Genomic DNA, 12095 nt, shown 5'->3' with positions numbered 1-12095 from the left:
GGCGGAGCAAGCGTCGATCACTCGCGGACGAAGACGCTGATGTCGAGGCGCTTGCCGCCGTTCAGGTTGAAGCCGGAGATCGTGGTCAGGAGCCGAGGCGCCTGCCCCGACGTGGCGAGCGCCTGGCGGAAGCCGTCGAGAAAACGGCTTTCGACGAGTGCGACGCGGCAACCCGGCTCGCGCAGGAACATCGCCGCCATCGTGCCGTCGGCGCCCATGCGCAGATCGGTGCCCACCAGGAAGACGAGGCTCGGCTCGCGATAGCCGACAGTGATGACCTGCGGATTTGGGCAGGCCACCGCCTGCACCGCCTCAGCGAGTCGCGGCGCCAGCTTGAGGCCCCGCAAACTCGGCGAGGCGAGGCCGAAGACACCGACGCTGAGTAGCAGGCTCGCGATCACGCCGCGCCAGAGCGCACCCTCGAATGCACCCTGGCGGAAGGCCAGGAAACCGCGGAAGGCGACGAAGAGCGCGAGCACCAGGACCGGCAGGGCGAGCCAAGGCAAGGTCCGGTCGAGTGTCCAGGTGCCATAGAGCAGCACGCCGACAAGCGCTGCCGGCACCAGCACGATGAGAAGGGCCGTCAGGGTCGAGCCGCGGCGGAAGCGGTTGATGCCGCCGTTGACCAGAGCGAGCAGCAGCAGCGCGGTGATCGCCGGATAGAGCGGTAGCACATAGTGCGGCAGCTTGGTCGGCACCGCCTCGAAGACAAGCCAGGACGGCACGATCCAGGCGATCAGGAACAGGATCTGCGGCTCGCGCCGCTTCACCCAGGCGAAGGGGATGGCCATCGCCGCAAGCGCAGCCGAGGGCCAATAGGTGCCGAAGAACAGCACGAGATAAAGGCCGGGCGGGCCCCAATGCTTCTCCTGTCCCTCCCCGACCTTGGCGAGCATGTCCTTGCCGACGCTTTCGGCGAAGAAGTCGCCGCCGGTCTTCACCGCGATGGCGACGAACCAGGGCAGCACCACGACGAGGCAGAGCAGCAGGCCAAGCCCGGGCCTGAGCGGGGCTAACCAGCGCAGCGAGCGCTCACGGATAGCGAGGACGAGGACCGCCAGGCCCCAGACCATCGGCACGATCGGCCCCTTGAGCAGCAGGCCGAGGGCTGTCGCCGACCAGAACACCAGCCAATTATGGCGGCTCGGCACGAATGCGAGCGAGCGCGTCCAGTCGAGCCAGGCGCGGGCGAGCGCGCCCATGGTCGCGACCGCGCAGGCGGCGAGCAGGGCGTCGGTCTTGGCAAAGCGCGCCTCGACGCCGAGCAGCACGGCAGCCGCCATCAAGGCTCCGCCGAGCAGGGCCAGGCGCGCGCCGACGAAAGCGAGGAGCGCCCAATAGGTCAGGAGCACGGTCGCGATCGCACCGATCAGCGACGGCAGCCGGTAGAGCCACATGGTGGTGCGGGCTTGCGGCACGCCGAGCGCCTCGCCGGCGGCGACGCTTGCCGCCTGCAGCCAGTAGATGCCGACCGGCTTCTTGTGCCTGGCCTCGTCCTGGAAGCGGATGTCGATGAAGTCGCGCGTCTCCAGCATCTGCTTGCTGGCCTGGGCAAAGCGCGGCTCGTCGCGATCGAAGGGCTGCAGGCTGGCAAAGCCTGGCAGGAAGGCGGCGAGCGAGAGCAGCACCAGAAGCAGGCAGGCACGCCAATGACTCGCGGAGGCGAAATTGGCGAGCCGGTCAAGGCCTGAGCCGAGCGAAATCATCGACACTCCTTGTGGCCGCGGCAGGGGCCGGAGCTTGGAGGTTGCGGGGCAGCGATCGGAGACCAGGCGCTTCACAACCCGGATGCGTCCAGCGCCATGCCCGGCCTTTCAGGCGCGATCATGGCTAATCCGGCCGCGGGGGCGTTTACGACTTCGCATCGACCGCGGCAAGATGCGCCCATGATCTGCGGCGACACAGCGCCCGCCGTTGCCATGCAGACGGAACCGGAAGACGCCATGGTGAGGATAGTGCTGCGGGCGATCTGGATCGGTTGCCTCGCCATGCTGCTGGCGATGTTCGCCGGCTTCGCCATTGTCATGGCGATGATGCTGCTCGATCCGAGATGCGGTCCGGGCGATTCCGGCGGCTGCGCAATGGGGCTGGTCACCGTGACGCTCGGTGCGGCCATTCCCGGTTTCGTCATCGGCTTCGCCGGCCATCTCGCTTTGGTGCTCTGGCGCCGGCGCCCGACGCTGCCGACGATCCGCCAGCTGCGCAATTGGGGACGCGAGGATTGAGGATTGCGGGGCCCATGGCGGCAGAGCCCGCGGAACCCCATTTCAAATGGAGGGTTGACCCTCTGATCGCGTGAAGACGTCAGCGCGAGCCGAAAGGAGCATGATCATGAAGAGTCCGATCGCGGTTCATACCGACGAGGACTACGAGCAGGCCCAGCAGCGCCTGACTGAACTCAATGCCGCGCCGGACAGCAACGAGAAGGACCGCGAGTTGGAGGCGCTAGCCGAAGCGATGTTGGCCTTCGAACTGCGCCGGGACGAGGCGCAGGAGTGAGGCAAAGTGGCGAGCCCGACAGGATTCGAACCTGTGACCAGCAGCTTAGAAGGCTGCTGCTCTATCCAGCTGAGCTACGGGCCCTGACGGAAACGGCGGGGCATGGGGTCCGCCGGTTCAGCTTAGTTTCAATGCGTCCACTGGCCGACGCGGTTGAACTTGAAATTGTCCGAGTAGGTCATTGTGCGGCGCTTTGCTGCGTGCGGCTGCTCCACGCGGTAGGCGATGCCGTTGCGCGTGGCATAGGCAACCGCCTCCTCGGCCGTGTCGAACCAGAGCCTGAGCTGGCTCTTCATGTCGCCTGACGAGGTCCAGCCCATCAGCGGCTCGATCTCGCGCGGCCGCTCCGGCTCGTACTCCAGCAGCCAGCGGCCGGTCTTGGCCGTGCCGGACTGCATCGCATTGCGTGTCGGCGAGTAGATGCGTGCCGTCATGCTTCCCCTCGCCTTCCGGCAAAGCCCAAAATGGTCGGGGCACCAGGATTCGAACCTGGGACCCTCTGCTCCCAAAGCAGATGCGCTACCGGGCTGCGCTATACCCCGAACGTCCTGCAAGCCTATGGAATCACTTGCCGAACCGTCGCAGCACCTCGACGAGGCGAAGCGACGCGCTACGCCATAGCATCGAACTCGCAGGATGGAAACATCTTGCTGCGCCGCAGTGCTCGGAGGATGCCCGCGTTTGCCTGAAACGCGGGCATCCTCCGGGTTTTTGTTTTATCGCATTTTCTTCACGCGAACCGGTGCCCACTTCGCTCGAAAATGCTCTAGACGACGATGAGGTCACGTGATCGGCGCGACAGCAGCTCGCAACCGCCCTGGGTGACTAGGACGTTGTCGATGATGCGGGCGCCCAGCCCTTCATCGTGCAGGAAGACGGGCGGCTCGACGCTCACGACCATGCCGGCGCGCAAGGTGTAGCGGCTGCCACCGATCATGTGCATTGGCTCGCCCCAACTTGGCGGGAAGCCCGGTGCCAGCCCGTAGCCGGAGGTGTGGACGCGTCCGTGCTCGAGCCCGGCCTCGCCGATCACGCGCCTGGCCGCCTCGTGCGGCGCGGTGGCTGGTGCGCCGTCGCGAATCTCGGCGATGCAGGCGTCGCAGGCGCGGCGGACGATCTCGTAGAGCTCGCGCATCCTCGCTGTCGGTTGGCCGAGGCAGAACTGGCGGCCGAGCGTCGCGGTGTAGCGCCGGACCGTCGCGCCATATTCGACGCTGCCACAGTCGCCAGCTTGCAGCTTGCGGCTGGTCGGCGCGCCATGGCTGTAGCAGGAGCGCTCGCCGGAAACGAGATTGATCGGGCTCGCGGCGAGGCCGCTGCCGCGTGCCAAGAGCGCGCCATAGACCTCACTCGCAACCTCCAGCTCACTGCGCCCGACGCGCAGGGCGGCGCCGAAGACGGTCAGCGCCTCGTCCGCGATCGCCGCCGCCTGCCGGATACAGCCGATCTCGGCGGGCGATTTCACCAGGCTGAGATCGTGGACGAGATTGGTCGCCTCGACGAAAGCCGAACCGAGGAGGTCGCGTATGGCGGTATAGTGATGCGGGTGGAGATAGTAGGCCGGCACCTCAATACCGGCGCGCCCCGCCAGGAGACCGAGTTCGTCGGCGAGACGGGCGAAGCGCGGAATCGGATCCTCGTTCTCGCCGCCGCCGAAGGTTTCGAGCCGGTCGACCAGCGCGTCATCCAGGATCTCGGCCCGCTCGCCCTCGCGCGCCATCATCGTCAGCGGCGCATCCGCTGCCGGAACCAGCAGGCACTGGAATTCCTGATAGCTCTTGGCGTCCGAGCCGGTCAGCCAGCGGATCGAAACTGGGTGGAAGAGCACGAGCCAATCGAGCCCCTGCTCTGTCATCGCCCGCCGGACGCTGGCGCGCCGTGTCGCGAACTCCTCGAGCGCGAAATCGTGCTTCGACATCTCTACCCTGCCTTAGAGCGCCGGCAGCGGCTGCATCGGGCCGCCCAGCCACTTCCTGTGGAGCTCGTCGAGGTCGCCGTTCAGCGTGCTCTGGAAGATCATCGTATCGAGCCAGCGCAGCAGGTCGTGCTCGCCGCGCCGAATCGTGATGTGGGCCGGAGCGCGCCGGAGCGCGAACTTGAAGTCGAATTCCTTGGAGGGGTTCTGCTTCGCCAGTTCGACGACGACGACGCTGTTGGCGGCGAGCAGTTGCGCATGGCCCGACAGATAAGACTGCACCGCCGTCGCATTGTCCTCGGTCCGCATGATGTCGGCAGAGGGCGCCAGAGCCGAGAGGACGAGGTCCTCGGTCGTGCCCTTGGCGACGGCGATCCGGTTGCGGCCGAGATCGGCGGGCGACTTTGCCGCGAGCGATTTTGCGCTGTAGACGGCGAGCGAGGTGTCGGCATAGGGCGCGCTGAACATCACCTGGCGAGCCCGTTCGGCGGTGATCGACATCGCTGCGATATTCATATCCGACTTGTCGGTGAGCAGGAACGGAATGCGGCTCGCCGCCGGCACGGGCACGAGCTCCAGCTTCACGCCGAGCCCCTTGGCGACCAGCTTGGCCATGTCGACATCGAAGCCTTCGAGCTCGCGATTGGCATTCATCATGCCGAAGGGTGGCACATCGGCGAATACAGTGATGCGCACCACGCCCTTGGACAGGATGTCGCTCAGCTTGTCCGCATGGGCCTCCAAGCTGGCGATCAGCCCCGCCGACAGAGCAAGGATGGCGAACAGCGCCGATCTGAACCCGCGTCTCATGATGCTCCCCCCAGATTTGCCCCTTGTTGCCGGTCGCTTCTGCGACCGGGTCCCTCCCCGCGCCTGCTTCCCCGGCAAGCGCGGCAATGACCTAGCGGAATGCTATCGGTTTCGTATATGCAGTCAAGCTTCGCTAATAAATCAAACTGGAGATGCCCGATGACGGCTGAGACCGCCGCCGATGCCCGCTCCCGTCCCTATCCGGCGCCCGCTCTGGAAAAGGGGTTGGAGATCATCGAGTTGCTGGCACTGGCGCAGACGCCGCTTTCGGCGCGCACAATCGCCGAACGACTCGGGCGCTCGAAGAACGAGATCTTCCGCATGCTGTTCGTGTTGATCGAGCGCGGCTATCTCGACCGCGATCCGGCGACCGACGAGATTTCACTGAGCAATCGCCTGTTCGAGCTGGGCATGCGGGTCCCGCGTGCCCGCGACCTGGTCGAGGTCGCGGCGCCCGCGCTGGAAGCGCTGAGCGAGCGGATCGGCCAATCCTCGCATCTGGTCGTGCTCAGCAAGGGCGAGACCGTGGTCATCGTCAGCGCAGCCGGACCGGGCGACATCAATTTCACGTTGAGGCTGGGTTATCGCCGTACCGCGGCCGCCTCGACCTCCGGCCAGGTCATCCTCGCCTTCCAGACCATCGTTCCCCCGGACAATCGCCTGGCAGCGATTGCGACGGACGGATTCCTGATCGCGGACAGCCACGACGTGGTCGGCGTGACCGATATCAGCGCGCCGATCCTTGATCGAAGGGGACAGGCGATCGCCAGTATCGTCGTGCCCTATCTGAACCGGCACGAGGCTCGCCCGAAACATCGCGAGGCGCTCGCGGAACTGCTGGCAACGTGCCGCGAGATCGCTGGGCAGCTCGGCTGACCGGGAAGGATCGGCCAGAGATCCTAGCGCTTGAACAGCGGGTGCTCGACCTTGTCGCCCGCCTTGATGCCGAGCTTCTCGGCGATGCCGGCATTGAGCTCGAGCACCGAGAGCACCGGCTCCCCGGAGGGGATGGTCCGGGTCGAGAGCGGCTCGGCCCGCTCGGCGATGCGCGCGACCGTGCCGTCGGCGCGGATGAAGAGCATGTCGAGCGAGATGTAGGTGTTCTGCATCCACATCGCGACCGGCTCGACCTGCTTGAAGTCGAAGAGCATGCCGCGATCGGCCGGCATGAACTGGCGATGCATCAGCCCGCGCGCGCGCTGGTCCGGCGTGCGCATGACCTCGACCTGGAAAGCGTGACGGCCCGACGCCGTGACGATGGTCAGCGGCTCGATCCCCGCGACAGGCGCATTCTGCGCGTCCGCCGGCTTCGACAGGACCGTAAGGACACCCAGGGCCAACGCGAGGACAGACGCCAGGCGCAGGAAACGTTCCACAACAGACATCATCGCGCCTCGCGCCAGACAAGCCACCCTGACGCAAGCCTTGCCGCGGCCTCGTGGCGGTTCTGCGGCCAATGGCACGAAGCGGTACCGTTTCGTCAAGCATTTCGCAGGGCCGACGGATACGCCATCTTTCTTTCGTCATCGCCTTGCGGCAGGGTCGGTGCCGACTTCCGGCTGAAGAGGGATGGGCAGCTGCGGCTGCGAATCCGTCTCTGGCGCCGCCAATCGGGGCTTGGCCCCAGCTACGCGCCCGCGGGCCTCGACGCATGCTTCAGGAGACCACCATGACGATTTCGCCCGGCCGACGCCTTGCCAGCTATCGGCCGCTGTCTGCGACAGCATTGCTGCTTGTGCTCCTGGCCAGCCCCGCCTCCGCCGCCGACCTCCAGCTCGACAACATCAAGCTCGACCTCGGCAAATTCGTGCTGTCGATCCCCAAGCTCGAGGTGAAGGGCACCTCGCTCGACCGCGACGGCTTCCTCGCCATCTTCCAGGGCAGCGGCGACAGCGCCATCGCCAGACTCGGCAAGCTCGATGCCAGCGAGATCAACGCGCCGACGCTGGTGATGGAGCAGAATTTCGGGCCGCAGAAGCAGGTCACGACCTATCGCAACATCAAGTTTGCCGACATTCGCGAAGGCCGGATCGGACGTGGCGAATCGAGCGACGGCACGATCAAGGTCGAGGGCGGCAGCACCGGCCCGATCAATGGCGAGATCAAGCGCACCAGCTTCGAGACGCTCGACCTGATGCAGATCGCGCGCGTCTTCGCCGAGAAGGCCAAGCCCGGCGAAACGGCGCCGCTGCTGCCGGTCCTCGGCAAGCTCGAGCAGGACGGCTATTCGCTCGACCTCGGCGAACAGGGCAAGATGACGGCCGGCAAGGCCTCGCTGCGTGGCTTCAAGGCGCGTGTCGCCTCCGAGCCGATGGGCGAGCTGATGACGCGCGTCGCCGTGCTGAGCGAGGAATCGGAGAAAGCCTCGCGCGATCTCAACAGCAAGGAAGATCCGGCGATCAGCGAGGCGCGTAGCCGCAAGCTGCTGCTCGCCATGGCCGAGATCGTCGACGCCGTCGACTATGGCAGCGGCGAACTCCGCGACCTCGTGATGGCGCTGAAGACACCGCCAAAGCCAGGCGCCAAGGCCGAGCCGGTCGATATGCGCATCTCGCGCATGGCCTTCGGCGAGGCCACGCCGGAAAAGTCCGGCGTGGTGATCGAGGGACTGCAGTTCGAGGGCAGCGGCGCCAAGGGGACGATCGCGTCGCTAGGCTATTCCGGCTTCTCGTTCGAGAGCGTGGTGCGTGAGGTCAAAGCGCTCGGCTATGCCGCCGTCGACCTCAAGACCCTCGACTTCCGCCGCTTCATCCCGAAGCTCGGCACGGTCAAGATGAATGGCGTGCAGATGAGCGTGCCACAGGACGGCAAGCGCGGCCGCCCGGCCGGCGCCCCGATCCAGGTCGGCCTCGGCAGCTTCGAGCTCAAGGCCGGCGAGCAGGTCAACGGCATCCCGACCGACATGGCGCTGACGCTCGACAAGATCACCTTCCCGATCGTCGAGAGCGCCGATAATCCCGCCGCCAAGGACCTGCTGGCGATGGGCTATCGCAATATCGACCTGTCGGCGAAGCTCGCGCTGGCCTGGCAGGAGACAAGCAAGGAGTTCGCAATCCGCACGCTCTCGCTCGGCGGCGTCGGCATGGCGAGGCTCGACGCCACCGGCGTGCTCGGCAATGTCGGCAAGGAGGTCTTCTCCGGCGATCTCGCTTTGGCCCAAGTGGCGCTGCTCGGCGCGACCGCCAAGAATGTCGAGCTCAAGCTGCAGAACCTCGGCCTTGCCGAGAAGCTGATCGAGAACGAGGCGAAGAAGTCGAAGCGCAAGGTCGAGGATGTCCGGCGCGAATACGGCATGATGGCGAGCCTCGGCCTCGCCGCCATCCTCGGCCCGTCGGACGGCGCCAAGGCGCTGGCGAACGCGATCGCCCGCTTCGTCGCCAAGCCTGGCACGCTCACCGTCAAGGCGAACGCCAAGACCGCGTCCGGGCTCGGCCTCGCCGACGTGATCACGCTCGGCGACCCGACCGAGATCTTCGACAAGATCGACGTGCAGGCCACTGCCGAGTGAGGCAAGCGGCTTGATCTCGCACGACATCTCAAGCCTGGACGCCGACTGGCGCCCGAGTGCGCTCGCCATCTGGTGGGCCGGCCTGTCCGCCGGCCCACGCAGCTTCCTGCGGCGCTGGATCAATCCCGACAACCAGACGCGTATCCATCTGGCGAAGCTGCTGGCGCGCCGGCCGGGGCAGATCGCGGTCGGCGCCTTCACCTATGGCCGACCCAAGGTCAGGTTTCCGGAGAGTGGCGCCCGGCTTTCGATCGGCCGCTATGGCTCGATCGCCGACGGCGTCGAGATCTTTCTCGGTGGCAATCACCGCACCGACTGGGCGACGACCTATCCCTTCCCCGCCCTGCCCGGCCTGTGGCCCGCGGCGGGCGGCATGAGCGGCCATGATGCGACGCGCGGCGACGTCGCCATCGGCCACGATGTCTGGCTCGGCTCGCAGGCGATGATCATGTCCGGGGTGACGATCGGCCATGGCGCCGTCGTCGCGGCACGGGCCGTGGTCACCCGCGACGTGCCGCCCTATGCGATCGTCGCCGGCAACCCGGCCAGGGTGGTGCGGCTACGCCTGCCGGAGGCGCAGATCGAGGTACTGCTGGCGAGCCGCTGGTGGGAGCTTCCATCGGAGCGGGTCTCGCAGCTGCTGCCGCTGCTGATGTCCGAGCGTGTCGACGAGCTGGCGGCGGCGATCAGGCAGGCTTCAACAGGCGGCGCTTGAGCCCGAGCGCCGGCTTTTCGACGAGATACCAGGACAGCGCGGCGACGAGCAGTGTCACCACAAGCGAGGGGCCAAACAGGGTCAACGCCCCGACCGTCGGGAAGACCGCGACGAAGGCCTGCTGCACCGGCCAGCCATAGAGATAGACGCCATAGGACAGGTCGGCCGGCGGCTCGCTGTGCCAGCGAGTCAAGGGCGGCGCCAGCGCCAGCACCAGAACGCCCCAGGCGGTGACGAGATAGAGCAGCGCCTTATAGGCCGGCGTCGGCTGGGCAACGGCCACAACGATGAGCGCAATGACGAGCCCCGGCAGCGACAGCGGCACGCGCTCGCGCCAGAGATAGATCAGCCCGCCGGTCAGGAAGATCAGCGGCAGACGCAGAGCCGTCTCGAGGCCCTTCGAGCCGTCCGGGACGAGTATCTCGCGCAGGACCGTCGCAACGACCAGCGCCGCCCAGAGCCCGAGCACGATGCGGCGATGGGCCAGCAGGCCGACGAGCCCGATGCCCAGAACGCCGAGATAGCACAGGGTCTCGTATTTCAGCGTCCAGACCGTCCCCATCGGGAACTTGAGCGGGTTGTCGGTGAAGACGCCGGGCAGCGGGGCCGAGCTCTTGAAGCTGGTCAGCGTGCCGTTGATGAAGCGCCAGAGCTGCGGATCGGCGAGATAGGCGCGTAGATCGAGCTTGGTCAGTGCGCTGCCGAGCAGCAGCGCGACGACGAGCGTCGCCGCAATCAGCCCCGGCGCGATCCGCAAGGTGCGGGCAACGAGATAGTCGCGCCAGCCGCGCTGCTCATAGCTCATCGTCACCAGGAAACCGGAGATGGCGAAGAAGCCATTGACCGCGTGCTCGCCGAGCGTGAAGCCGGTCGAATGCGCCAGCAATTCGTCCTCGACCTTGCCGGTGGTGACGCTGAGGCCATGCGAGACCACGACGGCCAGCGCCAGCAGCAGGCGCAGCAGGCCAAAATGATTATGCGGTAGGCTCAGCCCGTCGGCGGCGCTGGCGGCACGCAGGAAGCCCGTCACGCGATGATCTCCGCCTCGTTGAGCCCCTGCCGGGCGAGCGCGCTGTGACCGGCGCGCGCCGCAAGCGCACCGGCGACCGAGCCGGCATGCGCATACATCTTGTCCTGATTCAAGAGCAGGCCGTAACCGATTGCCTTGGCTGCATTTTCGACGGCCTTGCCCAGGCCCGGCACAGGCAGGTTCCATTTGCGCGCCATTCGATATTCCGACCAGGCTAGATGCCAGCGCGCAGTGAAGCGCCGCTGCGGCGACGACGTGCTGGAACGGCCGCGGCCATGGCGGGCACTGGCGCCATCGACATGGACCAGCGCGTGACCGGCCTCGCGCAGGCGTCGGCAGAGATCATCATCCTCGTAGAACAGGAAGATCGCCGGGTCGAAGCCACCGAGCGCCAGGAAGACCTCGCGCCGCAGCAGCAGGCAGGCTCCCGACAGGAAAGGCAGGCAGGCGTCGCCCTCAGGCAGTGTGATTCGAGCTGCCCGGTTGAGATGATCAGGCGAGAGCAGCGAGCGCGGTTGCAGGAAGACACGGCCCGAGGGTTCGACCAAGCGCGGCGCGAAGGCGGCGGCGTCCGGATAAGCCTCAGCCGCCGCCAAAAGTGCCGAAACCGCGCCCGATTGCAGTTCCAGATCGGGGTTGACGATCAGGACGAAGGGCGTCGTCGCCGCGCGCGCGCCGCGGTTGTTGGCGCGGCCATAGCCTTCGTTGCGGGCATTACGCAGGACGCGCGCGCCGTGCTGTGCCGCCACCTCGGCCGAGACGTCGCCGCTCGCATTGTCGACGACGATCGCCGCGACGCCCTCGCCCGCCAGCGCGGCAAGGCAGGACGGCAGCACCTCAGCGCTGTCGAAGCTGACGACGATGGCGGTGATGTCGGCGGCGGAAAAGCTCATGGCCCGCATCTGCGCGGGATGAGCGGCACGAGGCAAGAGGCGATCAGCGCCGGGCACCGAGACGCAGCTCCTGCTGGAGCCGCTCGCGCTCGGACGCCTCGCAGCGACGCGGCGCATTGTAGGACTTCACCGCATAGCTCGCATTGGCAGCGACGAAGCGGCTGCGTTGGTCAGCCGGCAGACGCCCGATGATGCGGCTGCGGTCGACCCTCAGCCCGCAGTCATAGGCGCGCGAGACCTGCGCCGCCGTGAATTCGGGCGTGCCGGGCATCGGCCCGGCCATCGTGCAGCCGGCAAGGCTCAAGGCCACGAGCGCGGCGAGGCTGAGCTTGGACGCAGTCATGGCCGGTCAGGGCGCCTCGAAGCGGCCGGCGCGGACATCGTTCATCTTGCCACGCAGCGTCGCCCGCTCCTCGGCCGTGCAGGGCTGCGGGCGGACGTCCTGGTTGATCATCTCGGCTTCGGACACCGTGACATAGGCCGAACGCGCCGCCGCGAGTTGCTCGTCGTTCGCCCCGCGTGCCTTCTCGGCAGCGATGAAGCGATCCAGCGTCGTGCGCTGTGGTGAGCCGGCCCTGCAGGCAATAGCGCGCGAAACCGTTGTCGCCAGCGCCGAGGCGCGGCCTGCAGTGGAATCGGCATGGCTGGCGACGCAGGCGCCGAGGGGCAGCGCGACGAAGCAGGCGAGCATCAGCGCTCGCCCGGCAGGCAAGTAGGCCATGGTC

The 12095-nt window shown here is 67.0% G+C and carries 14 protein-coding genes and 2 tRNA genes; 5 read left to right on the top strand and 11 right to left on the bottom strand.

The window, feature by feature from the left end; genetic code table 11:
* Positions 1-17: 17 nt before the first annotated feature.
* Complete coding sequence (locus QO058_RS28545; protein WP_284169620.1) at positions 18-1706, bottom strand: ArnT family glycosyltransferase; 1689 nt, start codon at positions 1704-1706, stop codon at positions 18-20.
* 180 nt (positions 1707-1886) lie between these two features.
* On the opposite strand from QO058_RS28545, the gene QO058_RS28540 reads away from it, so the two are divergent.
* Positions 1887-2225: a hypothetical protein gene (locus tag QO058_RS28540; protein ID WP_284169619.1), complete on the top strand. Its 339-nt coding sequence runs from the start codon at positions 1887-1889 to the stop codon at positions 2223-2225.
* A 106-nt stretch (positions 2226-2331) separates the two neighbouring features.
* The gene (locus QO058_RS28535) at positions 2332-2499 is read left to right on the top strand and encodes a hypothetical protein (RefSeq protein WP_284169618.1); all 168 of its coding nucleotides are present in this window, start codon (positions 2332-2334) and stop codon (positions 2497-2499) included.
* A 7-nt stretch (positions 2500-2506) separates the two neighbouring features.
* Here the strand turns inward: QO058_RS28535 and QO058_RS28530 are convergent.
* The 5 genes from QO058_RS28530 to QO058_RS28510 form a co-directional block, all read right to left on the bottom strand.
* Positions 2507-2583, bottom strand: a tRNA-Arg gene (locus QO058_RS28530).
* 44 nt (positions 2584-2627) lie between these two features.
* Complete coding sequence (locus QO058_RS28525) at positions 2628-2933, bottom strand: ETC complex I subunit (protein ID WP_284169617.1); 306 nt, start codon at positions 2931-2933, stop codon at positions 2628-2630.
* A 31-nt stretch (positions 2934-2964) separates the two neighbouring features.
* Positions 2965-3041 (bottom strand) — tRNA-Pro (locus tag QO058_RS28520).
* Between the two features lie 224 nt (positions 3042-3265).
* Complete coding sequence (locus tag QO058_RS28515; protein WP_284169616.1) at positions 3266-4417, bottom strand: M24 family metallopeptidase; 1152 nt, start codon at positions 4415-4417, stop codon at positions 3266-3268.
* 12 nt (positions 4418-4429) lie between these two features.
* A complete protein-coding gene (locus tag QO058_RS28510; protein WP_284169614.1) occupies positions 4430-5224 on the bottom strand; it encodes a transporter substrate-binding domain-containing protein in 795 nt (264 codons plus the stop codon).
* 159 nt (positions 5225-5383) lie between these two features.
* Here QO058_RS28510 and QO058_RS28505 point away from each other — a divergent pair, with 159 nt between their 5' ends.
* Complete coding sequence (locus QO058_RS28505) at positions 5384-6100, top strand: IclR family transcriptional regulator (protein ID WP_284169612.1); 717 nt, start codon at positions 5384-5386, stop codon at positions 6098-6100.
* Positions 6101-6123: 23 nt separating this feature from the next.
* Here the strand turns inward: QO058_RS28505 and QO058_RS28500 are convergent, their stop codons facing one another.
* Positions 6124-6612, bottom strand: a complete 489-nt coding sequence (locus tag QO058_RS28500; protein WP_432211995.1) for a DUF192 domain-containing protein — start codon at positions 6610-6612, stop codon at positions 6124-6126.
* Between the two features lie 281 nt (positions 6613-6893).
* Between QO058_RS28500 and QO058_RS28495 the strand changes: the two genes are divergently transcribed.
* Both QO058_RS28495 and QO058_RS28490 read left to right on the top strand, forming a co-directional pair.
* Positions 6894-8732, top strand: a complete 1839-nt coding sequence (locus QO058_RS28495; RefSeq protein ID WP_284169609.1) for a hypothetical protein — start codon at positions 6894-6896, stop codon at positions 8730-8732.
* Between the two features lie 106 nt (positions 8733-8838).
* The gene (locus tag QO058_RS28490; RefSeq protein WP_284173054.1) at positions 8839-9447 is read left to right on the top strand and encodes a CatB-related O-acetyltransferase; all 609 of its coding nucleotides are present in this window, start codon (positions 8839-8841) and stop codon (positions 9445-9447) included.
* Here QO058_RS28490 and QO058_RS28485 read toward each other — a convergent pair.
* Genes QO058_RS28485 through QO058_RS28470 form a run of 4 tightly spaced genes read right to left on the bottom strand, consistent with a single transcriptional unit; the run spans position 9419 to position 12091 of the window.
* Positions 9419-10477: an acyltransferase family protein gene (locus tag QO058_RS28485; protein WP_284169607.1), complete on the bottom strand. Its 1059-nt coding sequence runs from the start codon at positions 10475-10477 to the stop codon at positions 9419-9421. The genes QO058_RS28490 and QO058_RS28485 overlap by 29 nt on opposite strands.
* A complete protein-coding gene (locus tag QO058_RS28480) occupies positions 10474-11370 on the bottom strand; it encodes a glycosyltransferase family 2 protein (RefSeq protein WP_284169605.1) in 897 nt (298 codons plus the stop codon). The genes QO058_RS28485 and QO058_RS28480 overlap by 4 nt, the downstream gene beginning before the upstream one ends.
* 43 nt (positions 11371-11413) lie before the next feature.
* Positions 11414-11713 (bottom strand): hypothetical protein, encoded by a 300-nt coding sequence (locus QO058_RS28475; protein WP_284169603.1) that lies wholly within the window; start codon positions 11711-11713, stop codon positions 11414-11416.
* Positions 11714-11719: 6 nt separating this feature from the next.
* Positions 11720-12091, bottom strand: coding sequence for a hypothetical protein (locus QO058_RS28470; protein WP_284169602.1), 372 nt, complete (start codon positions 12089-12091; stop codon positions 11720-11722).
* Positions 12092-12095: the final 4 nt, after the last annotated feature.

This window comes from Bosea vestrisii (assembly GCF_030144325.1).
Taxonomy (GTDB): Bacteria; Pseudomonadota; Alphaproteobacteria; order Rhizobiales; family Beijerinckiaceae; genus Allobosea; species Allobosea vestrisii_A.
The sequence above is the reverse complement of the archived record's forward strand: the minus strand, read 5'-3'. Positions and strand labels throughout refer to the sequence as shown.